Consider the following 25,150-nt stretch of genomic DNA (forward strand, 5'->3'; position numbering starts at 1 on the left):
GTTGGCTACTGCTCGGCCACTTCGGCGTACGCGTCGGCGTCCATCGCCTCGTCGAGCTCGGAGGGATCGTTGATCTCCAACTCGAACATCCACCCGTCCCCGTACGGATCGGAGTTGATCACCTCGGGAGTGCTGGTGAGCATCTCGTTGACCGACGTGATCACCCCGGAGGCGGGCGAGAAGACGTCCGAGACGCTCTTGGTCGACTCGACCTCGACGCAGGCATCGTCCTTGGCGACCTCTTCGCCGACCTGGGGCAAGGACACGTAGACGACGTCGCCCAGCGCGTCGGCCGCATACGACGTGATCCCGACGCGAACGGTCGAACCGTTCCCGGTGCGTACCCACTCGTGCTTGTCGGTGTACTTCAGATCCTCGGGATACACAGCGTGACTCCTTGGCCGTGAAACGGGTTGGTCGGATGCCGCGGCATCCTGCGCACACACTACCCACATCGCCATCCCCTCACGACCGGGAACAAAACCGGGCGGCAGTCGGTCAGGCGGGTTTGGCGTAGCGATTGTCGGGCGCCGCGACCACGGCGGTGATCGTCACCTTGTCGTCGCTGACGACGGTGACGGTGCCGCCGATCCGGTCGTCCTCGACCTCGCTGACCAGCCCTCCACTGAACCTGACCGCCTCGGTGAGGGCGTGCGGGTCACCGATCACCTCGATGATGATCGGGCGGCTGATCCGCTGCCCCGCGGCCAGCAGCCCCTGCGCGTCGGAGCTGAACCAGGTGGAGGCGACGACCCGCACGGTGCCGTTGATCGCCATCACCTCGGCCCCCGCGTCGCGCAGCTCCTCGATGGTGTTCAGCAGCAACTCGGCGGTGACCTTGCGCTGCGGGTCGTTGATGGTGATCCGCACCCCCTGGCCCTGGGCGGGCGCCGTGCCGCCCAGGATGGCCAGCACGTCGAGCCGCCGCTGGGCCTCTTCACGGGCCACCCGCTCGGAGTCGACGCCGCTCTGCAGCCGGGTCCGGGTCGCCTCGAGGTCGGCGATCTCGGCCTCGAGCCGCCGGCTCTCGGCGGTCAGGTCGTCGAGCATCTGCACCAGGTCGTCGTGCCTCAGGGTCGAGTAGTCGGTCTCGGAGGCCAGCGTGCGGACCTGCATGGCCACCGCCAGCCCCAGCACCAGCAGGATGGCGGCGAAGACCACCTGGGCCCGGCCGGGCTTGACGAAGTCGCGGACCAGCTCCCGCCAGCCGATCGTGCCGGGATCGGACGCCTCGTCCACGATCGCCCGGCGGGGGGCGTCCGGCTGCTCGGCCTGATCCGTCACTCCCCCGCCGTCGGACGCCGTCCCGGCATCGGCCGGTTGGCCGTCGCGGCGCTCGCCCTCGTCCGGCGCGTCCAGTGGCTCAGGCATGGAACAGTGCCCGTCGGATCGCGGCCGCGTTGGTGAAGATGCGGATGCCCAGCACCACCACCACCGCTGTGGAGAGCTGCGAGCCCACCCCGATCTGGTCGCCGATCCAGACGATCACGGCAGCGATCAGCACGTTGGACGAGAAGGACACGACGAACACCTTGTCGTCGAAGGTGCGCTCCAGGTAGGCCCGGAAGCCCCCGAACAAGGCGTCGAGGGCGGCGACGATCGCGATCGGCAGGTAGGGCTGTAGGCCGGCCGGCAGTGTCGGCTCGAGGTAGATGCCCAGGGCGATCCCGATGATCAGCCCGACGATGGCGAACACGGACTCACCCCCTTCACGGCATCCGCTCGGCGTAGCGGAGGCCCAGGCCGGGATCGGCATCGAGCCGCAGACTACCCGCCGACGAGAGCTCGTAGGCAATGCCGTAGTTCTGCTTGAGGTAGGCCCACCAGGCGCCGCCGGCCGTGGCGGGGAAGCGTTGCAGCAACCCGTCCGGGTCGCCGATCGCCTCGATGCGGTAGGGCCGGGTGAGCGACCGGTAGTCAACCGTGATCGCGTCGCCGGCGCCACGGATGGCCGTGCGCGACGACAGCCGGTGGCCGTTCACCGCGATCGCCTCGGCCCCGGCCAGCCATAGTCCGTTGACGGCCTGGCGGACGTCGACGTCGACCACCTTGCTGCCCCTGGCCACGGTCTCGGCGTCGTCGGCGGTCAGCACCACGCCGGGGCCCGTGACCGCCTGCATGCCCGTGGCGGGAGCCAGCAGGTCGAGCTGTCGTTGGACCAGCCGGGCCTCGGGGTCGTCGCCCAGCTCGGCGTCGGAGAGCCGCGCGTTCTCCCGCTGCAGCGCGCCGATCCTGGTGCGCAGCGCGTCCACGTTGCGGGAGGCGTCCTCGATCCGGGTGACGAGTTGATCGCGTTCGACCTGCTCGGCCGGCGCCGTCCGGAGCGTGTCGCCGATCGAGGTGCCGAGCATCAGCCCGATCAACAGGGTCGCCGGCACCACCAGCCACCAGCGCCGGTGCCGTGTCGTGGCAGCCGAGTAGTCCGGGTCGACGGCGTCGCGGTACAGGTCGGTGAGCAGGTCCATGCTGGCGTCCGGACGCCGGGCACCGACGGCGGTGCGGGGGCTCATCCGGACCGGGTGACGGCAGCGGTGGTGGAGGGCCGGTCACCGCGGCCGACCCGCGGGAACCTGCGCAGGACGTCGAGGGTCTGGCCGAGGTACATCAGGCCGGCACACCAGTACAGCGCCGCCCCCCACAGCGCGAACGCCCAGCCGACCACCCGGAAGGCCAGCCCCCACGGTTCGGCGCTGGCGCCCAGCAGCACCATCGGGAAGGCGTACAGCAGGCAGAAGGTAGCCGTCTTGCCGAGGAAATGCACCGGCAGGGTGATGAACCCACGGGTGCGCAGCAACGGCAGCACCACGGCGGCCATCAGCACGTCACGCGAGACCAGCAGCAGCACCATCCACCAGGGGATGATCTCGCGCATCGCCAGCCCGATCAGGGTCGCGAGGATGTAGAGCCGGTCGGCCAGCGGGTCGAGGACCTGACCCAGCTTGGAACGCTGGTTCCACTTGCGGGCCAGGTAGCCGTCCACCCAGTCGGTGGCGCCAAGGAAGGCCAGGGCCGCCACGGCGAGCAGGTCGTACTGCCGGGCCAGCAGCAACCACAGGAACAACGGCACACCCAGCAGCCGAACGAAGCTCAGCACGTTGGGGAGGGTGAGGATGCGCTCGGTGTCGTAGGGCTCGCCGGTTGACACGCTCCCAGACTAGTGCTGAGGGTCGCGGACGGCCCGGCGGCCGGACCGCCCCGGGTGCGATCCGTCTGAAAACTGCCGGCCGGTCACCCCGAGCACCCGGTCTGCCGCCGCGAAACCGAGGCACGGCCGGGCACTTCGGAACTCAGGCGGAGTCCCACGCCTGCGCCAGCAGCGCGCGGGTGTCGTCGAGCAGCTGCGGGACCGCCTTGGTCTGCGCCACCACCGGCAGGAAGTTCGCGTCACCGGGCCAGCGCGGCACGACGTGCTGGTGCAGGTGGGCGGCGATGCCGGCCCCGGCCACGTCGCCCTGGTTGATGCCCAGGTTGAACCCGGCCGGGTGACTGACCGACCTGACCACCCGCATCGCGCGACGGGTCAGTCCGGCGATCTCCGCGACCTCGGCCGGGGTGGCGTCGGTGTAGTCGGAGACGTGCCGGTAGGGGCACACGAGCAGGTGTCCGGGCGAGTACGGGTACAGGTTCATCACCACGTAGGCCGCCACGCCGCGATGGACGATCAGGCCGTCGGCGTCGTCTCGCTGCGGAGCCCGGCAGAACGGGCACTGCTTGGCGGTGCTGTCGGTGGGCTTGTTCTCGCCCCCGATGTAGACCATCCGGTGCGGCGTCCAGAGCCGCTGGAAGCCGTCGGGGTCCCCCGGGCGCTCCCCGGGAGACTCCACCACCGGCTCGGACGCCACCGCGGTCAGTTCCCGGCGGTCGGGTCGGCGTTGCTGCGGCCGGCGATGTGGCCCACGATCAGCCGCAGGGCCTCGTCCACCGGGACGCCGTTGCGCTGCGAACCGTCCCGGTAGCGGAACGACACCGCACCGGCGTCGCGATCGGCCTCGCCGGCGATCAGCACGAACGGCGCCTTGGCCTTGGACGCGTTGCGGATCTTCTTGCCGAACCGGTCGGCCGAGGCGTCCAGTTCGACCCGGACGCCGCGCGCCCGCAGCCGGTCGAGCACGCCGGCCAGGTAGTCGTTGAACTCCTCGGCGACCGGCAGGCCGATCACCTGGACGGGGGCCAGCCACGCAGGGAAGGCGCCGGCGTAGTGCTCGAGCAGCACGCCGAAGAACCGCTCGATCGAGCCGAACAGGGCCCGGTGGATCATCACCGGCCGCTGCCGGCTGCCGTCCGCGGCGGTGTACTCGAGTTCGAACAGCTCGGGTTCGAAGAAGTCGAGCTGGATCGTTGACAGCTGCCAGGTGCGGCCGATCGCGTCCTTGGCCTGGACGGAGATCTTGGGGCCGTAGAAGGCGGCACCGCCCGGGTCGGGCACCAGTTCCAGTCCGGACGCCTCGGCCACCTCGGCCAGCACCCGGGTGGCGTCCTCCCAGGTCTGCTCGTCGCCGACGGACTTGTCCGGGTTGCGGGTGGACAACTCCAGGTAGAAGTCGTCCAACCCGTAGTCGCGCAGCAGTTCGAGGACAAAGGTGAGCAGCCGGGCCAGCTCGTCCTTCATCTGCTCACGGGTGCAGTAGATGTGCGCGTCGTCCTGGGTGAAGCCGCGGGCGCGGGTCAGCCCGTGCACCACGCCCGACTTCTCGTAGCGGTAGACGTGGCCGAACTCGAACAGTCGCAGCGGCAGCTCGCGATACGACCGTCCCCTGCTCTGGAAGACCAGGTTGTGCATCGGGCAGTTCATCGGCTTGAGGTAGTAGTCGGCGCCCTGCCTGGTCACGTGACCCTGCTCGTCGCGCTCCTCGTCGACCCGCATCGGAGGGTACATGCCGTCGGCGTACCACTCCAGGTGCTTCGAGGTCTCGAACAGGTGCCCCTTGGTGATGTGCGGGGTGTTGACGAACGAGTAGCCCGCCTCGACGTGCCGGCGCCTGGAGTAGTCCTCCATCTCCATCCGGATCATCGCGCCCTTGGGGTGGAAGACCGGCAGGCCCGAACCGATCTCGTCGGGGAAGCTGAACAGGTCCAGTTCCGCACCGAGCTTGCGGTGGTCGCGCTTGGCGGCCTCCTCGAGGCGGAACTTGTACGCCTTCAGGTCGTCCCGGGTCGGCCACGACGTGCCGTAGACGCGTTGCAGTTGCGCGTTGCGCTGGTCGCCGCGCCAGTAGGCCGCGGAGGTGCGCATCAGCGCGTAGGCGTTCAGGTAGCCGGTGTGCGGCACGTGCGGGCCGCGGCACAGGTCCTTCCAGGCGACGCTGCCGTCGCGGCGGACGTTGTCGTAGATGGTCAGCTCGGCGCCGCCCACCTCGACGCTGGCGCCTTCGGTCTCGCCGGAGTCGCCCTTGATGCCGATCAGCTCGAGCTTGTACGGCTCGGACGCCAGCTCTGCGCGGGCTTCTTCGTCGCTGACCACGCGGCGGACGAACCGCTGCCGCTCGCGCACGATCTGGCCCATCTGCTTCTCGATCGCGGCGACGTCCTCGGGCGTGAACGGACGTGCGGTGTCGAAGTCGTAGTAGTAGCCGTCGGCGATGAACGGGCCGATGCCCAGCCTGGTGTCGGGGTAGAGCGCCTGGACGGCCTGCGCCGTGACGTGCCCGGTGGAGTGCCGCAGGATGTTCAGCCCGTCGGGGCTGTCGATGGCGACCGGCTCGACCTCGTCGCCGGCGTCGAGCGCACGGCTGAGGTCACGCAGATCCCCGTTGACCCGCATCGCGACGACGGTGCGGTCGGCGCCGAACAGGTCGAGCCCGGTGGTCTCGGTCTCGACCACCCGGGCTTCGCGCGAATCGGGGCGCACCACGGTGATGGAGACAGACACGACGAGACTTCCTTCCACGGATGAGAGTGTCCCCGCTGGACACCCGGCCCATTGTGCCGCAACCGAGCCGCCCTGCCGTGCCGGGGCCGAGTGCCGACACCCGTCGACGATCTGGCTCGGCGGCACCACGAATTCCTCACTCGGGTCCCACCGGCAACGAGGGTCTGCCGCTCTGCGGCCACGCGACGGCGTCCGTCACACGCCTGGACCTGGTTGGCTGCAGGCCGTGCAGACACCACTGAGGCCGGACTCCGATCCCCCCGGTCGGAATCCGGCCTCAGCCAGAATCAGGAAAGTTGAGCCCCTTGTCAGAGCAGCTTTCTCCCGTTGTAAGCCAGTGCCGCCCGGCTTCGTTTCCCCCCTGCCGGTGGCCGCTGGCCTTCCCCCTTCCAGGCACTCTATGGAATCGCCATGAGGAAGGCCAGCGCGAGCTGTCCCCCGCGGGGGTGACTTTCATCGACGTGATTCCCACCAGCGCGGGTGACCCGTTTCACGGGGTTGAGCCGGATCGACGGTCGCCTTTGCGGTGAGCGTCTCCACTCCGGGAGCCTGAGCCGACTGCGGTGATCGGTCGGCACGTTCACTGCGGCATCGACGGCGCTGAAGGGTCTCGCTGACCGGGCCGTACCCGGCGCGGCGCTGATGTCGCCGGGCGACCAGACTCGCTGTCGTCGGGTCGGCGTACGGACTGGCCGACGATCAGTGGCTGGAGGATTCGTGGCATGCCGCACCATTGTTCGGCTCGGAGGGTGGCGCTGGTGAACCCGGCTTGGGTGATGGCCTCGGCGGTGTCTCGGTTGCAGTGGCAGCCGTAGCCGATCGCGTGCCAGGGCCGGGACAGCCGGTCCTGCCAGCGGCTTTGTCGAGCGTCGGTCGCACGCACGTGTTCGATGAACAGAATCTGGCCGTCGGGGGCAAGCACCCTGTCGACCTCCCGAAGAGTCGCGGCCATCTCTGGGACCGTGCACATCACCAGCGTGCAGACGACCGTGTCGAAGGAGTCGTCGGCGAAGGGAAGCCTGTCTGCGGGTGCTTGGACGATCCGGAGCCAACCCTCGCCGCCCCGCGCTCGCCGCTGCAGGGCCCGGATCATCGCCGCTTCGGGATCGGTGAGGGTCAAACTCGTCACGGTGGACGGATAGAACGGCAGGTTGAGGCCGGTCCCGGCGCCGATCTCGAGCGTGCGGCCGTCTGCGTCCGCCAGCACCTCGTGGCGGATCGCGCGCATCCCGGCGGCCTCGCCCCGCGAAAGGAACGGGTCGTAGCAGCGGGTGAACAGGCGACTGTAGAGCGACATGTGGTCAGGTCCTTCTGCGATCTCGGGGCACGGGGTGGTCCACACTGCTCATCCTGGGCGCAGCGGGCTGGGCGGGGCAGTCGTGGAAGTACCGCTATTCGGCGTGCGAGGTGACGTACCAGGCAGCGATCTGGGCTCGGTTGCGGAACCCGAGCCGATAGCGGATGCGTTCGACATGCGTCTCCGCGGAGCGCTCGGTGATCACCAGACGTTCGGCGATCTGGCGGTTGGACATGCCTTCGGCGACAAGGGCAGCAACCTCAAGCTGCCGACGAGTGAGTGTCGGACGGAAGCGTGCCGGCGATCGTGGCAATCCCATCCCGGATCGCATGGAGTCGATCAAGGCGTGGCTGTCACCGGCGAACGGGATGTGCGAGCGCCCCGGTAGCTGGACGAAGGCGGCGGATTGGATGGCGGCGGCAACTTGTCGTCCCTCGGCGACCGGCACGGCCCGGTCGTCCTCGCGGTGGATGACCGTCGTGGGAGCGACCACCTTCGCGGCGTCGGCCGTGACGTCGAGGTCGTAGCCGAGAGCGAGCAGCCGGCGCGCCGTTGCGGCGTCGCAGGATCTGCGTTGATACAGGGCGAACGCGGCCCGGAACCCCGCGTCGGCATCGGGAGCGAAGATGTCGGTGAGCACGTCGGACCCCAAGCCCCAGTGCTGCTCCACGAGGCCGAGAATGTGCTCGCGCACGCCGCGCGGGCCGAGGTTGTCGCCGCGGAGCCAGCCTCCGTACAGGACCAGACGACGAACGGTCTCTGGCCGAGCACCGGCCCAGATCAGGGCGAACGGCACGGACAAAGAAGTGGCGATGAGGTCGAATGACTCGGCGCCCACGGCCGCAGCGACGGCACTGATCACCTCCATCTCGAGTGCGATCGGATCGGCGCTGGGACATGGATCGGACAGGCCGCACCCCGGTCGGTCGTAGCGGATCAACGTCCGCTCCACGGCGATCGCTTCGTAGAAGCGGCGTTCCTGGGTGAACGCCCAGCCGAGCTCGAGATGCGACACCCAGCCCGGCAGCCACATCAGCGGTGGTCCCGATCCGGCGACCGCGAAGCCGACTCGGGTACCGTCCGCGAGTCGCACCTGGTCGATCTGCTGCTCCACGCAGTGATTGTCGCTCTCGGGCACGACCTGAGCAGACCCTATGAGGATCGGCTCAGGCGAGCACTAGGGGCAGCGGCGTGAAGGCGGTGTCGTTCCAGATCTCGCGTGACACCTGCTCCGGATACGGCTGGATCGCGGGCTCGCTGTCGAACACCGGTCAAGGACGAGCGTCCCCTGCGGTTCGTCACTGTGTCAGGAGCCGGCCAGGACCGGGCTTGCTCCCCGGCGGCGGACGGTAGGGCCGGGTGTGTCAGATTGCCGGCAGCCAAGAAGTGGATCCCTGGCCAGGGACGGTGCCCTGACCAGGGGTGCTGCTGGTGGGCGGTACCAGACTTGAACTGATGACCTCTTCCGTGTCAGGGAAGCGCGCTACCAACTGCGCCAACCGCCCGAGGTGGAGACGGGATTCGAACCCGTGTACACGGATTTGCAGTCCGTTGCCTCGCCTCTCGGCCACTCCACCGGTGGGAACCGGCCTCGTCGCGGCAAGGTACGAGACCCTCTCCGAGCGGACGACGGGATTCGAACCCGCGACCCTCACCTTGGCAAGGTGATGCTCTACCAACTGAGCCACGTCCGCGTGCTTCCTCGAACCCTGCCGGGCTCTCGGTGCGCATGCAACCATAACAACCCCCACTCCGGGCAGGCAAACCGAGCATTCGGCTGGACGCCCACGCCCGCCGATGTGCGAAGCACCCTGCAGATCGGGTATCGTGATCAGCCGCGGGCGATTGGCGCAGTGGTAGCGCGCTTCGTTCACACCGAAGAGGTCACTGGTTCGAACCCAGTATCGCCCACCCGCAAATCCCGCTCTGACTAGGTGCGAAACCATCGATCAGGGCGGGATTCGGCATATGCCGGCCTTGATGGACCTGCACCCGGCCCGACGTCGAGCTACACCCCCTCCTCTATCCGCCTGACTCCCTTGTTGCCGACCGCCATCTCCACTGACCGCCTTGTGGCTGTACCTAGAGGTATGCACATTCGAGGCGTGGACTCAAGAGAGCGCCTGGTGCAGGCGATGGGCGAACTCATGTGGCAGCGCGGCTATGCGGCGACGAGTCCGCGCGCGGTCCGTGAACAGTCCGGGGTCGGCCAGGGCAGCACGTACCACCACTTCCCCAGTAAGCGCGATCTGGCGTTGGCAGCACTGGAGCGCAACTGCGTCGACCTGCTGCCGGCCACCGAGCAACTGTTGAGCGCTCCCGGCGACCCGCTGCACAGACTGGAGGCCTACCTGACCCGCCCCCTGCCCGTGTTGAAGGGCTGCAAAGTGGGGCGGATGACGCAGGATCCCTTGGTGGCCGGCGATCCGGGGCTGCTGAAGCCGATCGCCGACGCCTTCGCCGCCGTCCACGATGCGCTCGTCATGGTGATCCGTGAGGCTGTCGCCCTGGGCGAACTCAGCGACACCCTTGATCCCGACCGCCTGGCACACCTGCTGGCCGCGACCATCCAGGGCGGCTACGTGCTGTCCATCGCGGCGCAGGATCCTCGCCCTTCCGAGGACGCCCGAGCCGGCGCCCTCGAACTGCTGCGCGCGTCCGCGCCGGCGTCCCCACCCGCCGCGACCTCAGCCGCGACACCGCACGAGAGGAATCCACAATGACTGTTCGGATCGGCATCAACGGCTTCGGTCGGATCGGCCGCAGCTACCTGCGCGCCGCGCTGGCCAACGACGACGTCCAGGTCGTGGCGGTGAACGATCTCACCGACGCCGCCACTCTCGCCACCCTGTTGGAGTGGGACTCCGTCTCGGGACACCTGGACGGGGTGTCGCGCGACGGGGACACGATCAGCGTCGGGGCCGACACCTTCACCGTGCTCTCGCAGCGCGACCCGGCCCAAATTCCGTGGGGTGACTTCGGCGCCGACGTGGTGATCGAGTCGACCGGCTTCTTCACCGACCAGACGAAGGCTCGCGCCCATCTGGACGGCGGCGCACGCAAGGTGATCGTCTCCGCTCCCGCCAAGGGCGACGTCCCCACCTTCGTGCTCGGCGTCAACGACGACCACCTCGACCCGGCGGCGGCCGACGTGTTCTCCAACGGCTCGTGCACGACCAACTCGCTGGCGCCGCTGGCCAAGGTCTTGAACGACGCGTTCGGCATCGAGAGCGGCCTGATGACCACCATCCACGCCTACACCGGCGACCAGAGGCTGCACGACGCACCGCATTCCGACCTGCGCCGGGCCAGGGCCGCCGCGGTGTCGACCATTCCCACCTCGTCCGGTGCGGCCAAGGCCATCGGCAAGGTCATCCCGGAGCTGGACGGGCGGCTCACCGGGTTCGCGCTGCGCGTACCGGTACCGGTCGGCTCGATCACCGACCTCACCGCCGTGCTGCGACAGCCGGCGAGCGTGGCCGCGATCAATGAGTCCTTCGCCCGGGCCGCCGCAGAAGGTCCCCTGCGGGGTTACCTGCAGTACTCCGAAGCCCCGCTGGTATCGGCAGACATCGTCGGCAACCCCCATTCGTCGATCTTCGATGCACCGCTGACCGAGGTGGTCGGCAACCAGGTCAAGGTGCTCGGCTGGTACGACAACGAATGGGGCTTCTCCAACCGGCTCGTGGAGTTCTCCGAGCGCATCGGCGCCGCCCTGTAGAACGTGCTGGGAACGGCTCCGGCGGTCGCCCCGGGTGATCGGCGGGAGTCATCCCCGGGCACGGCGTGGTGAGCGTAGCCTGCTGCTGAGGGCCGTTCGGCCTTGATCGGCCCAGAGAGGAGCACGGCATGATCAAGTCGATCGTGATCAACCGCGAGTTCGGCAGCGGTGGCCGCGAGATCGGCCGGCTGATCAGCGAACGCACCGGTCTCGACTTCTTGGACACCGGCATCATGGCGGCCGCCGCGCAGCGACGCGGGCTGCCCGCCAACCAGCTCGAGGCGTTCGACGAACACGTGTCGGCGGGTCAGTACCTGAACCTCTCGATCATCGGCGTGACCGACCCCGACGCCGCCGCGCTGCCCTACAAGATGTTCGGCGCGATCGCCCAGGTGATCACCGAGTCGGCACAGACCCGACCTGCCGTGTTCATCGGACGCTGCGCGGACAGCATCCTGCGGGAGGCGAAGGTGCCCTTCCTCAGCGCCTTCGTCTACAGCACCGATCTCGCCGCCAAGATCGAGCGCGCCGTGGGCGTTGACGGGGTTCCCCGGGACGAGGCCGAGAAGTACATCGCCCGGATGGACAAGGCCCGCAGTCGCTACCAGCAGTTCTTCACCGGCACCCATTTCGGTGACCGGCGCCAGTACGACCTGTGCCTCAACAGCGGACGGCTCGGCTACCCGTTGTGCGCCGATCTGATCGTGGCCGCGGCGACCTCCGGCACCGACGCGGGCGCCGCCGACGCCGACCCCGATCCCGCCGATCGGGCGGCCACTCCGCCGGACGCCGAGCCGTCCGTCGGTTGAACGCTCTGCAATACTTCCGTTGCGCAACTGAATCATTGCACTTAGGGTGGACGTCATGCCCACCGAGCTGGACGCCCTGTTCGCGGCCCTCGCCGACCCGACCCGCCGAGCCATGGTGGCGCGGCTCGCACACGGGGACGCCACCGTCAATCAGCTGGCCGCGCCGTTCGATCTCACCCATCAGGCCGTCTCCCGGCATGTAGGAGTGCTACGGCGTTGCGGCCTCATCAGCCAACGGGTCGAGGGGCAGCGCCGACCCTGCCGGCTCAACGTCGACCGGCTGGCGCAGGCCGAGAGCTGGATCGCCGAGCAGCGCCGCGACTGGGGCGACCGGCTCGACGGCCTGGACGCCCACCTGGCCAAGCCGACCAACGCCCAGCAGGGCGACGCGGTATGACCGACAGCACCCTGACCGGCGACGTCCTGATCGCCACCCGGCGGGTCGCCGCCCCGATCGAGCGGGTCTGGACGGCCTTCACCACGCCGGCCGACCTTGCCGCCTTCTGGGGCGGCAGCCACGCCCACGTGCCGGCCGATTGCGTCCGGATCGAGCTGCGCGTCGGCGGCGGCTTCGAACTGGTCTCCCTGCCTCGCAGCGACGCCTCACCCGGCACCGTCCTGCGCTTCGCTACGACATCGTCGAGCCACCGGGCCGGCTGGTGTTCACCGAGGCGTCCACGGGTCTGGTGACCACGATCAGCCTGACCGCGGACGGCGACACAACCACCGTCACCGTCCGCCAGCACCGGGTGCCCGTGGCGCTGCGGACAGAGCAGGCGAGGCGGGGCCTGGCCGCCATCCTCGACGCCCTCCATCGCGACCCGGCAGGCGCATCCATGGGCAGCCACACCGACCTGATCGACACCTATCTCGACGGTTTCCGGCGGTCACGCCGCGATCCTGAACTGCCTCACCGACGACGTCGTCTGGCACGTGCACGGCGTCCGCACCACCCACGGCCGGGCCGAGTTCGACACCGAGATCGAGAACCCGGCCTTCGAGGGGGGTCCCGAACGCACCGTCGACCGCACCGTCGAGACCGACGAGGTGGCCGCGGTGACCGGTCAGGGCAACGGCCGGCATCGCCGGGCGGGCGAGTTCCGCTTCGCCTACAGCGACCTGTTCACCTTTCGCGGCGAACTGATCGCGCAGGTGGGCTCCTACATCGTGCCGCTGCGCTGACGGCCTGGGCCGCTGGGGCGGGATCAGGTGAAGATGCTGACTCCACCGGGGCCGACCAGCAGGCCGACCACGATCAGCACGATCCCCCAGACCAACTGCTTGCGGATGATCGCCAGCACACCGGAGATCACCAGAATCGCCGCCAGAATCCACAACACCGTCGCCATGCCGAACCTCCTGAGTAGGACTTTCGCAGCACCGTCACAGCGCTGTGACGGCCATCATTGGGGCGCGGGTTTGCGTCCCTCCAGCCATGCCTACGCCTTGGGGCGGCGCCGACACCACCCTGCAAAGGGTGAAGCCGCGGCCGGCCGGGCCGTGCCTTGATGAGCGCGCGACGCCGACGTCGGGTGCCGGCCACGGTGGCCAACAACGTGTTCCCGATCCTGCGAACCACCGACGTCGCGCGCCTCGCCGCGTACTACCGCGACGCCGTGGGCGCCACCGTCCACTACCGGTTCGAGGACGCCTACGTCGGCCTCACCGTGGGCTCCGGCTCGTTGGGCGTGACCCGGGTCGACGCGGCCACTCCGGGCGACAACGTCTTGCTGTGGTGCTACGTCGACGACGTGGACGCCGCCCATGCGGCCGCACTGGCAGCGGGCGGCACGCAGGTCTCGGCCCCCGCGGACATGCCGTGGGGGAACGGGTGGCCGAGATCCGCGATCCGGACGGCAACCTGGTCGCGCTCGGCGCCCCGACGAGTGGACCGGCCGCCGGCGCCGGTGCAACCTGACCCTGTTCTTCGCGGCTGTCACAAGGTCTTCCGATCGGCGGGATTCCTGAACCGCCCGGTCGTCAGATTCTTGGTGCATCCTCAGGAAAGCCGGGGTCACCAGTCGCTCTGCGAGCCGATTTGTCTCGGGATATGGATTTCCGTACCATCATATGGGCGGTGAACTTGCGTCTGGTACAAGCAACGCGAGAAGTTGGTAGCACGAAAGCGCTGGCAATGGAGCCGCCGGATATGTGACGCATGAGAGGGCACATCATGACCGCTCCAGCCTTGGTGATGGTGGGAATGGGCAGCACCGACTCCCAGGTCTCGCAGGTGGCGCACTCCTTGAGGCAGGGCCTGCAGGGCATGCGCGCCGGCCTCTCGGTTCACTGCGCATTTCTGGAGCACTGCTCCCCCAGCCCGAGTCAGGTTGTCTCCCAGCTGATCAAGCAGGGCATCACCGAGATCGTGCTGGTGCCGCTGCAGCTCACCCACGCCATCGACGCCGACGAGCGAGTGCTCGCCCAGGCCACCAAACTGCGCGGCCTGCACGGCGACCTGCGCGTCAGCGTGTCGCGTCCGATCGGCCCGGAGGTGAGCCTGCTGACCGTGCTCGACCAGCGGCTCCGTGCCTCCCTGTCAGCCCACCGCGTGCTCGAGTTGGACGGTCTGGTGCTGTCCGCGGCCCGCACCGGCGACGTCCGCGGCAACGCGCTGCTGGCCCGCCGGGCCCGGCAATGGTCGACCCACCACCGCCTGCCCTGCCTGACCGCGGTGGCCGACGGTTCCGGCCCGTCGGTGTCGCAAGCCGTCCAGGGGCTGCGGGCGCAGGGTCGCCGGCACATCGCCGTCGGGTCGTTCTTCCTCACCGCAACTGAGCTGTTCCACGCCCAGGCCGACCTGGCCGAACGCTGCGGCGTGGTGTCGGTCAGCGAGCCCCTCGGCTCGGCCCACGAGGTGATGGACCTGATCCTGGCCCGCTACGCCTTCGCGGCGATGGACCTGCTCGACTTCGGTTTCGAGGAGATCGAGGAGGAGCCGGCCCGGCACCTCACCATCGCCTGAACCCGCCGCCGTTCGCCGGCGTCAGACAGCGCCACTCCCCCGCCGGAGCTCCGGTCGGGGGAGTCGCACGTCAACGACCTCAGGCCTTGGCCACCCGGGTCTTCTCGGCGGCCACGTCGAACGTCGCCTCGGGCCACGAGAGGTCGAGTCCGATCAGGTGCTCGCGCAGCAACTGCGCCACCGCCCAGTTGCGGTACCACTTGCGGTCGGACGGAATGATGAACCAGGGCGCGTACCCGGTGTTGCAGCGCTCGAGGGCGTCGGCGTACGCCTGCTGGTAGGCGGGCCACTTCGCGCGGGCGTCCAGATCGCCCGGGTTGTACTTCCAGTACTTCTCCGGGCTGTCCAGCCGTGCCGCGAGCCTCGCCTTCTGCTCCTCGAAGGACACGTGCAGGAAGCACTTGATGATGGTGGTTCCCGACTCCACGGCCTTCTTCTCGAACGCGTTGATCTCGTCGTAGCGGCCGTTCCACTCGCTGACCGGGACCAGCTGGTCGACCCGCACCACGAGGACGTCCTCGTATTGCGAGCGGTCGAAGATGCCGATCATGCCGGGATCGGGCAGGGCCCGGCGGATGCGCCACAGGTAGTGGTGCCGCAACTCCTCCTTGCTCGGCTGCTTGAACGAGGTCAACTGGATGCCCTGGGGATCGACCATGCCCATCGCATGCCGGATCACCCCGCCCTTGCCCGAGGTGTCCATGCCCTGCAACAGAACCAACACGCTCGGCGCCTGTTCGGGATCGGAGCGCCCGTTGGCGTAGAGCCGCTCCTGCAGGTCGGACAGTTCCGGCTCGAGTGCCGCCGTGAGTGCCGGAGCGTCCTCCTTGCCCGTGCCCGGGTAGCCGGCGGTGGAACGGGTGTCGATGCTCGACAGGTCGACGGGTCCTTCAGGAAGGCGCAGCAGCCGGCTGAGCGGCTCGACCTGCCGGGCCTTCGACCCCGACGACTTCGACTTCTTCGTGCTCTTCTTCTTGGCTGCCATTCCCGTAGTGTGTCGCACCCCGTCGCCGGGCGGGAGTGGCCGCGCGGGGAAACCACCCCACCGGGTCAGTGGGACGCCGCTTCGCCGGGGCCGGACGAGCGGTCACGCGGGCGGAGCGAGAATGTCGGCCAGGTCGTAGCCGACCGGCTCCTCCAACTGCTGGTACGTGCACGAGCGGGGATCCCGGTCGGGACGCCACCGGTTGAACTGAGCGGTGTGCCGGAACCGGACGCCCTCCATGTGCTCGTAGCGCACCTCGACGACCAGGTCGGGGCGCAGCGGGACGAAGGAGAGGTCCTTGCCGACGTTCCACCGGCTGTACTCGGAGTTGCGCGGCGTCCGAGCGCCGTCCTGCTGCTTCGCCCACGCCCAGGGGTGATCGTCGAAGCTGGTGACCAGAGGCTGCAGCTCGGCGAACAGCGACTTACGGGTGGCGAGCGGGAACGCGCCGATCACACCCACCGAGGCGAGCTCCCCGGCGTCGTTGTAGAGACCCAGCAGCAGCGACCCGATCGCGTCGTCGCTGCCCTTGTGCAGCCGATACCCCGCCACCACGCAGTCGGCGGTGCGCTGGTGCTTGATCTTGAACATCACCCGCTTGTCCGGCTGGTAGGCGCCGGCCAGCGGCTTGGCGACCACGCCGTCCAGCCCGGCACCCTCGAACTGGTCGAACCACTGCCCGGCGAGGGCGTGATCGCGAGTGCAGGGCGTCAGATGGACCGGCTCGCCCGCCCCGGCCAGCGCCTTCTCGAGCAGCGCGCGGCGCTGCTCGAACGGCCGGCCGGTGAGGTCGTCGTCACCCAGCGCGAGCAGGTCGAAGGCGATGAACCTGGCCGGCGTCTGCTCCGAGAGCAACGCCACCCGGCTGGCCGCGGGATGGATCCGCTGCTGAAGCACCTCGAACTCGAGCCGATCACCCACCACCACCACGATCTCGCCGTCGACCACGCACCGCTGCGGCAGGTTTGCCCGCACCGCCTCGACGACCTCGGGGAAGTAGCGCGTCATCGGGCGCTCGTTGCGCGAACCGATCTCGACCTCGTCGCCGTCGCGGAAGATGATCGAGCGAAAGCCGTCCCACTTCGGTTCGTAGGAGAACTCGCCGATCGGGATGGACGGTACGGACTTGGCCAGCATCGGCTTGACCGGCGGCATCACGGGCAGCTGCATGGGACCCCATTGAACACCCGGCCCGCACCCGTGCGGGCCGGCCCCGTCCGGGCGACGTCGCACAGGGTGGGCGATGTGGGCCGGGCGCCCGGCGTCCGATCTCTGCCGGCCCGGTGCAACCCCCTCCGGCGGCAGCGGGGGCGTGGTTCGATTGGACTGCTATCGGAGCACTCAACGAGGAGGAGAACCAGATGTCCGACGATGCCCTGACCCTCGACCCGACGCGCACCGCCCTGGTGTTGATCGAGTTCCAGAACGAGTTCACCACCGAGGGTGGCGTCCTGCACGGCGCGGTGGCCGGCGTGATGGAGACGACCGGCATGCTCGACAACACCAAAGTGTTCGTCGACAAGGCCCGTGCGGCCGGGGTGACGATCATGCACGCCCCGATCACCTTCGCACCCGGCTACCTCGAGCTGACCAGGCATCCCTACGGCATCCTCGCCGGCGTCGTCGGCGGCAACGCCTTCGTCAAGGACACCTGGGGCGCAGCCATCGTGGACGACCTGGCTCCGGCAGAGGGCGACATCCTGATCGAGGGCAAGCGCGGGCTGGACACCTTCGCCAGCACCAATCTCGACTTCATCCTGCGCAGCAAGGGCATCGACACCGTCATCCTCGGCGGGTTCCTGACCAACTGCTGCGTCGAGTCGACGATGCGCAGCGCCTACGAGAACGGCTACCGGGTCATCACGCTGACCGACTGCGTCGCAGCCACCTCCCAGGAGGAACACGCCAACGCGATCCGGTTCGACTACCCGATGTTCAGCCACCCGCTCACCTCGGACGAGGTGGCTGCCGCGCTCTGAGGCCGCCTGACGGGCGGGCGGGATCCCGGCGTCCGCCGGGATGACGGGAATGGCAGGCCGATCTCGACATCGGCGTCCGCGGGGATGGCGGGACTGGCCAGCCGATCTCGACATCGGCGTCCGATCAAGGGAAACCTGGCCGCTGGTGGGCTGTAACCCTCCAGCCGGGCAGCGATCCGCCCACCCGTCAGCCGTCTCGACATCGGTGGCCTGGACGACGGTGGGCTTCGGCACGGGCCTACCGGCCCACTTCCGGCTTCGGCACGGGCCTACCGGCCCACTTCCGACTTCGGCACGGGCCTACCGGCCCACTTCCGGCTCCGCCTGAATGAAGGGAACCCGTCCGTCCCGACCAGCGAGCCGGTTCACTCCCAGTTCGCCGGGTTCTTCTTGGACGGCTGCACCCGGGGCGGCTCGCCCGGCATCTTCGGGTACTCCGGCGGGTAGGGCATCTCCGCACCCCCGTCGGCGTCGTCCGCGGCGTACCACTCCAGCGCCGTGCCGATCGGCGCCGGGTCCGTCGCATAGAAGGGCGCCCAGACGTCCCCGAGTTCGGCGAACCGGGCCGGCATCGTGAGCAGCGTGAAGTCGTCCGGCGACACCTGATCGAGCTCATCCCAGGTCACCGGCGCCGACACCCGCCCCGCGGGCGTGGGCCGGATCGAGTACGCCGACGTCATCAGCCGGTCACGGGCCATCTGGTTGAAGTCGACGAAGATGCGCTCGCCGCGCTCCTCCTTCCACCAGTTGACTGTCACCCGCTCGGGCAGCCGGCGGGCCAGCGCCCGTCCGATCGCGATCGTCGCGTGCCGGGCATCGATGAAGTCGGCGGGTTCGATGGGCGCGAACACGTGCACCCCGCGACCACCCGACGTCTTGGCGAAGCCGGTCAGCCCCGCCTCGGCGAGCACCGTGCGCAGTTCCAGCGCGGCGACCACGGCGTCGGCGAAGTCGGTTCCGGGCTGCGGGTCCAGGTCGATCCGCAACTGGTCGACCAGGTCCGGTTCGGGGACCCGCACCGGCCAGGGGTGGAACCGCACCGTGCCCAGGTTCACCATCCACACGATGGTCGCCAGGTCGGCCGGCGCAACAGCCTGGGCCGTCCGGCCCGACGGGAAGGTGATCGTCGCCTGCTGCACCCAGTCGGGGACGCCCTTGGGCGTCCGCTTGGCGTAGAACGCGTCGCCGTCGGGATTCTTCGGGCCGACCAGCGAGGACGCCTCGGTGACGCCGTTGGGCCAGCGCTCCATGGTCGTGGGTCGGTCCTTCAGGGCGGCCAGGATGCCCGGACCGACCGCCAGGAAATATTCGGCGACCTGCAACTTGTTGAGTCCCATGTCGGGGAAGTACGGCTTGGAGGGGCTGGAGATCCGGACGGCCCGGCCGTCCAGCTCGAGTTCCACGGGCGGCTCGGCCATGCCGGTCAGCGTACGTGACTACCCTTGACCTTCAACGAAGGAGACCCTGATGAAGCTCGATCCGACCCAGTTCCGGACGCCCGAGCAGTGGCGCGCCATGCTCACCCCGGCGGAGTTCCACGTGCTGCGCGAGGCCGGCACCGAGCGTCCCTTCACCGGTGAGTACACCGACACCACCACCCCGGGCACCTACCACTGCCGCGGCTGCGGCGCCAAGCTGTTCACCTCCGACACCAAGTTCGAGTCGCACTGCGGTTGGCCCTCGTTCTTCGCCCCCGAACTCGAGAGCGTCCGCTACATCGAGGATCGGTCAATGTGGCAGGTCCGCACCGAGGTGCGCTGCGCCACCTGTGACTCGCACCTGGGTCACGTCTTCACCGGCGAGGGTTACGACACCCCCACCGACAAGCGCTACTGCATCAATTCCATCAGCCTCGTGCTGGAGCCCGATTCGACCCAGTGAGCCGGACGCCGCCCGGCGAGTCACCCATGTGGGGGACGAACCCGCGGCTACTGTCTCCACCGTGGGAGGTGCGCGCAGAACCATGGCCGGCGGTATCGGGTTGTTCGATGACGCGGTGGCCGCGCTGCAGGCCATGCACTGGCGTCCGGAGTTGGTGATCGAAGAGATCCCGGCACCGCAACGGATCGCTCCGCACGCCGTGGCTGTCGCGGCCGAGGTGGTGGTCGGCGGTGACGACCTGGGCAACGGACGCCTCGTGCTGCTGCACGACCCCGACGGCAACCCGTCCTGGGACGGCGACTTCCGCTGCGTCACCTACGCCCGGGCCGAAGTGGACGCGGAAATGGTCGCCGACCCGCTGCTCACCGAGGTCGGCTGGTCGTGGCTGACCGACGCGTTGGAGCGCTACGACGCCGACTACACCGCCCCCAGCGGCACCGTGACCGCCGTGTCGTCGCGGGCGTTCGGGGCGATGTCGGCGGACCCGCCCCGCGCCGAGATCGAGATCCGGGCGTCCTGGACGGCGCTGGTCGGCTCGGCCGACGACGTCACCCGGCACCTGATGAGCTGGTCGGAACTGTTGTGCACGACGGCCGGGCTGCCCCCGCTGCCGGAGGGCGTCGTCGTGATGTCCCCCCGCCGACGCCGGTGAGCGATCCGGCCGAGGCGGAGCCACTCGTCCTCGAAGCCCCGGCCGACGGTGTTCCGGACGTCATCGACACGCCCGACACCCTCGCCGCCGCCCGGTCCGCACTCGCGGGCGGCACCGGCCCGATGGGCATCGACACCGAACGCGCGCAGGGGTTCCGCTACACCGCGAAGGCGTACCTGATCCAGCTGCGCCGCGAGGGTGCGGGCACCTTCCTGATCGATCCGACCGCCTTCGCCGACAAGGGCGACCTCGCCGATTTCAGCGACCTCGCCGCCGCGGTGGCTGACGCCGAATGGGTGCTGCACGCAGCCAGCCAGGACCTGCCCTGCCTGGCCGAGGTGAAGCTGCTGCCGGCCAGGTTGTTCGACACCGAGCTGGCGGCCAGGCTGCTGGGCATGCCGCGGGTCGCCCTGGGCACCCTGGTCGAGGAGGCGTTCGGCCTGGTGCTGCGCAAGGAGCATTCCGCGGCGGACTGGTCACGGCGTCCGCTGCCGCCGGAGTGGCTCAACTACGCCGCACTCGACGTGGAGAAGCTGGCCGACCTGCGCGAATGGCTGGCCGAACGCCTGGAGGCCGCCGGCAAGACCGAATGGGCCCAGCAGGAGTTCGCCTTCCTCGTCGAACGGGCGTCGGTGCCCGTTGCGCCGCGGGTCGACCCGTGGCGGCGCACCTCGGGACTGCACGCCGTCCGGACGCCGCGGGCGCTGGCCGTGGTCCGCGAGCTGTGGCAGACGCGCGACGAGGTGGCGGCCGGCCTGGACCGGGCGCCTGGCAAGGTGCTGCCCGACCGTGCGATCAGTGCCCTGGCGGCGCGGCAGAACTCGCCGGACGTGAAGCGACTGGGCGGCACCGACCTGGCCGCCGTACCCGAGTTCGCCTGGCGGTTCCCCGCCCGCTACCGGGCCCGCTGGCTGGCGGCCCTCGACCGGGTCGCGGCGCTGACCCGGGACCAGTTGCCGCCCCGCACCCTGGCCCCCGAGGGCCCACCGCCGCCGCGCACCTGGGAGCTGCGCAACCCCGAGGCCGCGCACCGCTGGGACGCCGTCCGGCCCGCCGTGGTCGAGTTGGCCGAGAAGCTCGAGCTGCCGGTGGAGAACCTGGTGAGCCCGGACGCCCTGCGCCGGGTGCTGTGGAAGCCGCCGACCGCGGCCACCTCAGAGGCCCTGGACGCCGCGCTGGCCGCCGAGCTGGTCCGGCCCTGGCAACGGGAGTTGCTGGTGCCGGTGATCACGAAGCGGCTGGCGCACCAGTAGCGATCGCCCCGGCCTTGCCTATAGTGAGCGCGTGTCTGATCCGGGTCACCTGCCGCACGGCAGCTTCGGCAGCCCGGAACCGACGCCCGCACCGAGCCCGCCGCTGCCCCAGCCGCCCCCGCCGCAGGCTCCCGGCCCCTGGGCGGCCCCGAGTTCCTTCGGCCTCCCTGACACCTCCTATCCGCACCCGCACCCGGCCGGCGCTGCTCCCGGCCCGTGGAGCCACCACCCTCAACCGTCCTGGCCTGCGCCGGCCCCGGCGCCGCGCCGTTCCCGCGGGGTGCTGGCCACCGTCCTCGTGATAGCCGTGATCGCCGCCCTGATGACGGCGGCCGCCGTCACCGGCCGGCCGACCGAGGCGCGCGAGGCGTCCGCGGCGACGCGGTACCTGCCGGCCTCCGGCGCCCGGGTGGTCCTGGAGCACTCCGCGGGCGGCGACCAGGTCGACGAATACCTCGTCGGGCCCGGTCTGGGGGCGTTGCAGAGTGGGCCGTCGACGCTGGGGTACGCCGCCACCGAGAACGACGAGTTCCAGCGCACCACCTGGGTGCGGATCAGCAGCCTCACCGCCGACGCCGACGTCCAGGTCAAGGAGCGGGGCACCCAGCTCTTCGCCGCCCTCACGACCGGGCTCGAGCTGAGGGTGGCGACCTGGCCGGACCGGTTTCTGGCCTTCCGGCCCGGATTGCTGATGCTGCCCTCCGGCGTCCGCGACGGCCAGGAGTGGTCGGTCGCCGGCACCGCCTACGGCGGCACCCCCACCACCCTGGACGACCAGTCGCCCTACTCGGCCGAGTTCCGAGCCTCCGCGGCCGGGGACGGCTGCGTCGCCGTCACCGGCACGATCCGGCTGGGCGGCGGCACGGACCCGGCGAGTTCGTCCTCGACGACCACCTGGTGCGCGGGTCGCGGGATCACCGCCACCACCCTCGGCGACGACACCGCCTCGGCGGTGAACCGATGGCCGGTGTGGTCGGGCCGGACGCCGATCGCCGACCCGGTACCGCTCACCATCACTGCTCGGGGCGGGCTGGAGCGTCGCGACCTCACCGGCCTGCCCCCGATGGCGCTCAGCCCGCGGGTCGCACCGGTCGTGCTGCCGGGCGAGCTGGTGGTCTTCGCCAACAACATCGGCGGAGACCTGGTGGCCCGCGGCTGGGACGACGGGCAGGTGGACGCCCGCTGGGCCGCCCATCCCGGTGGGGCGATCACCGGGATGCTCGCGGTGGACCGGGTGGTGCTCGCCGCCACTGCCGAACGCCGCCTGGTCGCCTACGGCAGCGAGGGCGAGTTCCTGTGGCAGGCCGACCTGCCGGACGCCACCGGCGCCCCGCCCGTCCGGCTCTCGAACCTCGCGGTGGTGACCACGCTCGACGGCGGCGTCTCGGCCTACGACGCCGCCACGGGGGCGCTGGTGTGGCGGCACCAGGTGCCCAACGAGATCCGCCAACCGCCGAGCGTGAGCGGCGATGTCGTGACGGTGATGGATCAGGCCGGGAACCTGCGCAGCTACCGCGCCGACGGCGCCGAGGTGCACTCGCTCGAACTCGACCAGCCCGAGTCGTTCACCGTCGCCGCAGGGCTGGCGGTGGTCGCGTCGCGGACCGACGGCTTCGTCCGGGGCTACCGCCTCGACGACGGCTCGCTGGCCTGGCGCACCTCCGTCCCGGGTGCCCGCAACTCGATCCACGCGCTGGCCCACGTGGTGGTAGTCCGGCAGGGCGATGGCTTGCTGGCGCTGCACAGCGGCGACGGGACCCGAGCCTGGGAGGCGGGCCTGCGCCCCACCTCCATCGCCGCCGTGGGCGACCAGCTGCTGGTCAGCGACCGCACCAACCTGCTGCTGTTCGATGCGACGGGGGCGCAGCGGGCGTCCTGGCCCACCCAGGAGAGCGACCTGGACTCGGGGACGCAGACCTTCCTCACCACCAACGCCGGCCTGGCGATGCTCTCGTACGGCTCGGTGGGCTATCGGTGGCGGGCGTCGTGAGGGCCCTGCGCGCCGGCTGGGCCGTGCTGGTGGATCTGGTCCGGCTCACCGTCGTCCGGCCGGTGGTGGAGGGACGCCCCCGCACGGCCGGGTGGCCGACCGGGCTGCGGGCCATCGTGTTCGCCTCGTTGACCGTCTACGCGGCACTCACCCTCACCGTGGTTGTCGCCGGGCCGCTGCGCCGATGGGACGACCTGGTGGTGACCGGCACCGGGGCGACCGTGCCCGAGGTCGGTGTGGTGTTGTGCAGCGGTGCGAGCGTGCTGGCCCTGGCGCTGTTCCAGGCCGCGGCCATGCATCTGCCCTGGTGGGTGCGCATCCTGTCGGTGCTGCTGACCGGCTCGGTGGTGGTCATCTTCGTGCTGCAGGCCAGCCTGAACCCGCTGAACCTCGTCCCCGCGGCTCTGGGACTGCTGGTGATCGTCGTGCTGGTGGCGGTGCGCTGGCGCTCCGACTTCGCCTGGGGCGAGTTCGTCGTGGTCGCCGCCGCGCTGGGCACGGCACTGTTCGTTCCGACCCAGCTGGCGGCGAACGCGTCCATGGTTCCCGTCGACTGGCGCGGCACCTCGTTGGAGGGTGCCCTCCAGACGCTGTCGCAGCTGGCCCTGCCGGCACTGCTGGTCGCCGGCGCCGCGCTGGCCCAGATCGCGGTCACGGCGTCGTTCTCGGCGGTGGCGGCCGGCACCAGGGAGTTGGGCGGCGGGACCCTGCGCGTACTGGCCGTGGTGCTGGTCGGCGTCGCCGCCTGGAGCCTGGTCAGGGCGTTGGTCGACCACGAGAACAGCGTGCAGGGCTGGGTCGCCTCGTTGAGCCAGCTGCTGGTGCTGGCGCTGCTGCTGGTCCCGATCCTGTGGGTCGCGGGACGTCCGCCCGCCTGGTCCGACCTGGACGAGGATTCCACCCGGCTCAACTACCTGGTCGCGGTGTGCACCACCGGCTACCTGCTCGTCTCACCGGTCCTCACCCTGTTGCGCGAGGTCGTCCGGCTGACCGGGCCGGCGTGGCTGTTCGCACTGCTCGACGGCTACACGGTGGTGACCCGGCAGGACTGGATGCCTTCGGCGATGCGGGCGGGTGTCGGGATCATCGGTGTGCTGCTGGCGCTGCCGGCGGCGCGGCGGGGGCGGCCCTGGACGGCCATGTTCCTGACGGCGCTGGCGGTGCTGGCGAGCTTCGACCTGCTGCGGCAGACCCCACTGCGGGACTGGATCGCCGACACGGTCCCACAGTTCGCCGGGATGCTCACCGTCGCCCTGCTGCTGGCCGGCGGCTGGCTGGCACTGACCGGACGTCTGAGCACCCAGCGAGCCGCGGCGCTGGGCTGCGGGCTGCTGCTGTGCCTGGTGTTCCCGCACCGGGCAATCCTCGACGACCCGATCAGCGCGGCGCTCGGTTTCAGCGGCATCGGTGCGGTGCTGTTCGGGCTGGTCTGGCGGCTGCTCACCGAGGGCGACATCACCCGGGAGGGCTCGCCGTCGTGGCCGGTCCCGGCCCGGGTGCTGCTGTATTGCGCGAACGCCCTGCTCGCGGTGGCCTCGACCGCCTACGTGGCCCTCACCCGGCAGTCCGGCACCGTGCTCGACATCACGCTGTACACCGAGGCGGGCGACTGGTTGCTTGGCACGCCGCTGTTCCTGACCGCCACCCTGGGCTGCCTGGCGATCGCGGTGGTCCCGCGTCGTCCGGCACCCGTGCCGATGGACCAACCCGCCGGATTCGTCACCCGCTGATATACCGATTTTCGACCTC

27 protein-coding genes and 4 tRNA genes are annotated in these 25,150 nt (G+C 70.0%); 15 read left to right on the forward strand and 16 right to left on the reverse strand.

Annotation, left to right across the window (positions count from 1 at the left end; translation table 11 throughout):
- Positions 1–5: 5 nt before the first annotated feature.
- From gcvH to OIE40_RS07165, 12 genes are all read right to left on the reverse strand, one after another.
- Positions 6–386 carry a glycine cleavage system protein GcvH gene (gcvH, locus tag OIE40_RS07110; protein ID WP_264701405.1) on the reverse strand — a complete coding sequence of 127 codons (381 nt, stop codon included), beginning with the start codon at positions 384–386 and terminating at the stop codon, positions 6–8.
- Positions 387–498: 112 nt separating this feature from the next.
- On the reverse strand, positions 499–1,371 hold the full coding sequence (locus OIE40_RS07115; RefSeq protein WP_264701406.1) for a DUF881 domain-containing protein: 873 nt from the start codon (positions 1,369–1,371) through the stop codon (positions 499–501).
- Positions 1,364–1,696: a small basic family protein gene (locus OIE40_RS07120; protein ID WP_264701408.1), complete on the reverse strand. Its 333-nt coding sequence runs from the start codon at positions 1,694–1,696 to the stop codon at positions 1,364–1,366. The genes OIE40_RS07115 and OIE40_RS07120 overlap by 8 nt, the downstream gene beginning before the upstream one ends.
- A gap of 13 nt (positions 1,697–1,709) precedes the next feature.
- Positions 1,710–2,510: a DUF881 domain-containing protein gene (locus OIE40_RS07125; protein ID WP_264701410.1), complete on the reverse strand. Its 801-nt coding sequence runs from the start codon at positions 2,508–2,510 to the stop codon at positions 1,710–1,712.
- Positions 2,507–3,145, reverse strand: a complete 639-nt coding sequence (gene clsA / locus OIE40_RS07130) for a cardiolipin synthase ClsA (protein ID WP_264701412.1) — start codon at positions 3,143–3,145, stop codon at positions 2,507–2,509. Before clsA ends, OIE40_RS07125 begins: the two co-directional genes overlap by 4 nt.
- A 142-nt stretch (positions 3,146–3,287) precedes the next feature.
- On the reverse strand, positions 3,288–3,842 hold the full coding sequence (locus OIE40_RS07135; RefSeq protein WP_264701414.1) for an HIT family protein: 555 nt from the start codon (positions 3,840–3,842) through the stop codon (positions 3,288–3,290).
- Between the two features lie 5 nt (positions 3,843–3,847).
- On the reverse strand, positions 3,848–5,869 hold the full coding sequence (gene thrS, locus OIE40_RS07140; RefSeq protein WP_264701416.1) for a threonine--tRNA ligase: 2,022 nt from the start codon (positions 5,867–5,869) through the stop codon (positions 3,848–3,850).
- Positions 5,870–6,449: 580 nt separating this feature from the next.
- Entirely contained in the window at positions 6,450–7,166 is a 717-nt protein-coding gene (locus tag OIE40_RS07145; RefSeq protein WP_264701418.1) for a class I SAM-dependent methyltransferase, read from the reverse strand.
- Positions 7,167–7,260: 94 nt separating this feature from the next.
- Positions 7,261–8,199, reverse strand: coding sequence for a LuxR C-terminal-related transcriptional regulator (locus OIE40_RS07150; RefSeq protein ID WP_264701420.1), 939 nt, complete (start codon positions 8,197–8,199; stop codon positions 7,261–7,263).
- A gap of 396 nt (positions 8,200–8,595) precedes the next feature.
- Positions 8,596–8,671: transfer RNA gene (locus OIE40_RS07155), tRNA-Val, on the reverse strand.
- Between the two features lies 1 nt (position 8,672).
- Positions 8,673–8,743 (reverse strand) — tRNA-Cys (locus tag OIE40_RS07160).
- Positions 8,744–8,787: 44 nt separating this feature from the next.
- Positions 8,788–8,860: transfer RNA gene (locus tag OIE40_RS07165), tRNA-Gly, on the reverse strand.
- Between the two features lie 145 nt (positions 8,861–9,005).
- Between OIE40_RS07165 and OIE40_RS07170 the strand changes: the two genes are divergently transcribed.
- From OIE40_RS07170 to OIE40_RS07200, 7 genes are all read left to right on the forward strand, one after another.
- Positions 9,006–9,077, forward strand: a tRNA-Val gene (locus OIE40_RS07170).
- Positions 9,078–9,271: 194 nt separating this feature from the next.
- Positions 9,272–9,889: a TetR/AcrR family transcriptional regulator gene (locus OIE40_RS07175; RefSeq protein ID WP_264701421.1), complete on the forward strand. Its 618-nt coding sequence runs from the start codon at positions 9,272–9,274 to the stop codon at positions 9,887–9,889.
- Entirely contained in the window at positions 9,886–10,887 is a 1,002-nt protein-coding gene (gene gap, locus OIE40_RS07180; protein ID WP_264701422.1) for a type I glyceraldehyde-3-phosphate dehydrogenase, read from the forward strand. Before OIE40_RS07175 ends, gap begins: the two co-directional genes overlap by 4 nt.
- 128 nt (positions 10,888–11,015) lie before the next feature.
- Positions 11,016–11,696 (forward strand): cytidylate kinase-like family protein, encoded by a 681-nt coding sequence (locus OIE40_RS07185; RefSeq protein WP_264701424.1) that lies wholly within the window; start codon positions 11,016–11,018, stop codon positions 11,694–11,696.
- Positions 11,697–11,751: 55 nt separating this feature from the next.
- Positions 11,752–12,093, forward strand: coding sequence for an ArsR/SmtB family transcription factor (locus OIE40_RS07190; RefSeq protein WP_264701426.1), 342 nt, complete (start codon positions 11,752–11,754; stop codon positions 12,091–12,093).
- Positions 12,090–12,386 carry an SRPBCC family protein gene (locus OIE40_RS07195; protein WP_264701428.1) on the forward strand — a complete coding sequence of 99 codons (297 nt, stop codon included), beginning with the start codon at positions 12,090–12,092 and terminating at the stop codon, positions 12,384–12,386. Before OIE40_RS07190 ends, OIE40_RS07195 begins: the two co-directional genes overlap by 4 nt.
- 243 nt (positions 12,387–12,629) lie before the next feature.
- Entirely contained in the window at positions 12,630–12,878 is a 249-nt protein-coding gene (locus tag OIE40_RS07200) for a nuclear transport factor 2-like protein (RefSeq protein WP_264701429.1), read from the forward strand.
- A 23-nt stretch (positions 12,879–12,901) separates the two neighbouring features.
- On the opposite strand, the gene OIE40_RS07205 is transcribed toward OIE40_RS07200, so the two are convergent.
- Complete coding sequence (locus tag OIE40_RS07205; RefSeq protein ID WP_264701431.1) at positions 12,902–13,045, reverse strand: GPGG-motif small membrane protein; 144 nt, start codon at positions 13,043–13,045, stop codon at positions 12,902–12,904.
- A 195-nt stretch (positions 13,046–13,240) separates the two neighbouring features.
- On the opposite strand from OIE40_RS07205, the gene OIE40_RS07210 reads away from it, so the two are divergent.
- Both OIE40_RS07210 and OIE40_RS07215 read left to right on the forward strand, forming a co-directional pair.
- On the forward strand, positions 13,241–13,777 hold the full coding sequence (locus tag OIE40_RS07210; protein WP_264701433.1) for a VOC family protein: 537 nt from the start codon (positions 13,241–13,243) through the stop codon (positions 13,775–13,777).
- Positions 13,778–13,869: 92 nt separating this feature from the next.
- Positions 13,870–14,661 (forward strand): sirohydrochlorin chelatase, encoded by a 792-nt coding sequence (locus OIE40_RS07215; protein ID WP_264701435.1) that lies wholly within the window; start codon positions 13,870–13,872, stop codon positions 14,659–14,661.
- Between the two features lie 79 nt (positions 14,662–14,740).
- Here the strand turns inward: OIE40_RS07215 and OIE40_RS07220 are convergent, their stop codons facing one another.
- Both OIE40_RS07220 and OIE40_RS07225 read right to left on the reverse strand, forming a co-directional pair.
- Positions 14,741–15,646, reverse strand: a complete 906-nt coding sequence (locus tag OIE40_RS07220; protein WP_264701437.1) for a polyphosphate kinase 2 family protein — start codon at positions 15,644–15,646, stop codon at positions 14,741–14,743.
- Positions 15,647–15,748: 102 nt separating this feature from the next.
- Positions 15,749–16,816 carry an ATP-dependent DNA ligase gene (locus OIE40_RS07225; RefSeq protein ID WP_264701438.1) on the reverse strand — a complete coding sequence of 356 codons (1,068 nt, stop codon included), beginning with the start codon at positions 16,814–16,816 and terminating at the stop codon, positions 15,749–15,751.
- A gap of 191 nt (positions 16,817–17,007) precedes the next feature.
- Between OIE40_RS07225 and OIE40_RS07230 the strand changes: the two genes are divergently transcribed.
- Entirely contained in the window at positions 17,008–17,625 is a 618-nt protein-coding gene (locus OIE40_RS07230; protein ID WP_264701440.1) for a cysteine hydrolase family protein, read from the forward strand.
- A 365-nt stretch (positions 17,626–17,990) separates the two neighbouring features.
- Here OIE40_RS07230 and OIE40_RS07235 read toward each other — a convergent pair whose 3' ends face one another.
- Entirely contained in the window at positions 17,991–19,043 is a 1,053-nt protein-coding gene (locus tag OIE40_RS07235) for a DNA polymerase domain-containing protein (protein WP_264701442.1), read from the reverse strand.
- A 49-nt stretch (positions 19,044–19,092) separates the two neighbouring features.
- Between OIE40_RS07235 and msrB the strand changes: the two genes are divergently transcribed.
- The 5 genes from msrB (at position 19,093) to OIE40_RS07260 (ending at position 25,131) form a co-directional block, all read left to right on the forward strand.
- Complete coding sequence (msrB, locus tag OIE40_RS07240; protein WP_264701444.1) at positions 19,093–19,506, forward strand: peptide-methionine (R)-S-oxide reductase MsrB; 414 nt, start codon at positions 19,093–19,095, stop codon at positions 19,504–19,506.
- Between the two features lie 61 nt (positions 19,507–19,567).
- Entirely contained in the window at positions 19,568–20,158 is a 591-nt protein-coding gene (locus OIE40_RS07245) for a DUF3000 domain-containing protein (protein WP_319805211.1), read from the forward strand.
- Positions 20,155–21,411: an HRDC domain-containing protein gene (locus OIE40_RS07250; RefSeq protein WP_264701446.1), complete on the forward strand. Its 1,257-nt coding sequence runs from the start codon at positions 20,155–20,157 to the stop codon at positions 21,409–21,411. Before OIE40_RS07245 ends, OIE40_RS07250 begins: the two co-directional genes overlap by 4 nt.
- Before the next feature lie 31 nt (positions 21,412–21,442).
- Positions 21,443–23,401: a PQQ-like beta-propeller repeat protein gene (locus OIE40_RS07255; protein WP_264701449.1), complete on the forward strand. Its 1,959-nt coding sequence runs from the start codon at positions 21,443–21,445 to the stop codon at positions 23,399–23,401.
- Positions 23,398–25,131: a hypothetical protein gene (locus tag OIE40_RS07260; protein ID WP_264701451.1), complete on the forward strand. Its 1,734-nt coding sequence runs from the start codon at positions 23,398–23,400 to the stop codon at positions 25,129–25,131. The genes OIE40_RS07255 and OIE40_RS07260 overlap by 4 nt, the downstream gene beginning before the upstream one ends.
- Positions 25,132–25,150 lie beyond the last annotated feature (19 nt).

The organism is Micropruina sonneratiae (assembly GCF_025972045.1).
GTDB lineage: Bacteria > Actinomycetota > Actinomycetes > Propionibacteriales > Propionibacteriaceae > Micropruina > Micropruina sonneratiae.

Excerpts from the sequence above, each read along its gene's own strand:
- OIE40_RS07115 (WP_264701406.1), bottom strand. The coding sequence starts at position 1,371 with ATGCCTGAGCCACTGGACGCGCCGGACGAGGGCGAGCGCCGCGACGGC.
- OIE40_RS07125 (WP_264701410.1), bottom strand. The coding sequence starts at position 2,510 with ATGAGCCCCCGCACCGCCGTCGGTGCCCGGCGTCCGGACGCCAGCATG.
- OIE40_RS07145 (WP_264701418.1), bottom strand. The coding sequence starts at position 7,166 with ATGTCGCTCTACAGTCGCCTGTTCACCCGCTGCTACGACCCGTTCCTT.
- OIE40_RS07150 (WP_264701420.1), bottom strand. The coding sequence starts at position 8,199 with ATGTGGCTGCCGGGCTGGGTGTCGCATCTCGAGCTCGGCTGGGCGTTC.
- gap (WP_264701422.1), top strand. The coding sequence starts at position 9,886 with ATGACTGTTCGGATCGGCATCAACGGCTTCGGTCGGATCGGCCGCAGC.
- OIE40_RS07185 (WP_264701424.1), top strand. The coding sequence starts at position 11,016 with ATGATCAAGTCGATCGTGATCAACCGCGAGTTCGGCAGCGGTGGCCGC.
- OIE40_RS07190 (WP_264701426.1), top strand. The coding sequence starts at position 11,752 with ATGCCCACCGAGCTGGACGCCCTGTTCGCGGCCCTCGCCGACCCGACC.
- OIE40_RS07195 (WP_264701428.1), top strand. The coding sequence starts at position 12,090 with ATGACCGACAGCACCCTGACCGGCGACGTCCTGATCGCCACCCGGCGG.
- OIE40_RS07205 (WP_264701431.1), bottom strand. The coding sequence starts at position 13,045 with ATGGCGACGGTGTTGTGGATTCTGGCGGCGATTCTGGTGATCTCCGGT.
- OIE40_RS07215 (WP_264701435.1), top strand. The coding sequence starts at position 13,870 with ATGACCGCTCCAGCCTTGGTGATGGTGGGAATGGGCAGCACCGACTCC.
- OIE40_RS07220 (WP_264701437.1), bottom strand. The coding sequence starts at position 15,646 with ATGGCAGCCAAGAAGAAGAGCACGAAGAAGTCGAAGTCGTCGGGGTCG.
- OIE40_RS07225 (WP_264701438.1), bottom strand. The coding sequence starts at position 16,816 with ATGCAGCTGCCCGTGATGCCGCCGGTCAAGCCGATGCTGGCCAAGTCC.
- OIE40_RS07230 (WP_264701440.1), top strand. The coding sequence starts at position 17,008 with ATGTCCGACGATGCCCTGACCCTCGACCCGACGCGCACCGCCCTGGTG.
- OIE40_RS07235 (WP_264701442.1), bottom strand. The coding sequence starts at position 19,043 with ATGGCCGAGCCGCCCGTGGAACTCGAGCTGGACGGCCGGGCCGTCCGG.
- msrB (WP_264701444.1), top strand. The coding sequence starts at position 19,093 with ATGAAGCTCGATCCGACCCAGTTCCGGACGCCCGAGCAGTGGCGCGCC.